The 420-nt window shown below is 65.5% G+C and carries 1 protein-coding gene; it reads left to right on the top strand.

Annotation, left to right across the window (positions count from 1 at the left end):
- Nucleotides 1-182 precede the first annotated feature (182 nt).
- On the top strand, nucleotides 183-420 hold a 238-nt coding region (locus EAD98_RS00065; protein ID WP_233583646.1), incomplete at its 3' end, for a helix-turn-helix domain-containing protein.

The following is a 420-nucleotide window of genomic DNA, read 5'->3' as shown; positions in this document are numbered from 1 at the left end:
CCGAGCGCGGCTCCCTAGGGTCCACAACCGGGGCAGGCCTCAAGTTGCGGCGTACGCCCGGACCGGTACGAGAAGTGAGCCAACAGGCGAGGAGCTTTTCGATGGAGTTCAAAGTGCTAGGGCCACTCGAGGCCATCAGTCGTGGCGTAGCGCAGACCCCCAGCGCTCCAAAGATCCGGCAGTTGCTGGCGTTGCTGGTACTCCGGGTGAACCAGATCGTCAGCCTCGACACCGTAATGGAGGAGCTGTGGGGCACCCAGCCGCCGCGTAGCGCGGTCACTACGGCCCAGACGTACATCTACCAACTACGCAAGATCTTCGTACGCGAGCTCGGCCCGAGCGGCGGCGACCTGATCGAGACCTCCGCCCCCGGCTACCTGCTGCGGGTGGACGAGAGCCGTCGGTCTACTTCACCGGGGC

Origin of the sequence: Micromonospora sp. CV4, from assembly GCF_003667455.1 — a bacterium.
Taxonomy (GTDB): domain Bacteria; phylum Actinomycetota; class Actinomycetes; order Mycobacteriales; family Micromonosporaceae; genus Micromonospora.
This window is presented reverse-complemented; position numbering and strand designations above follow the sequence as displayed.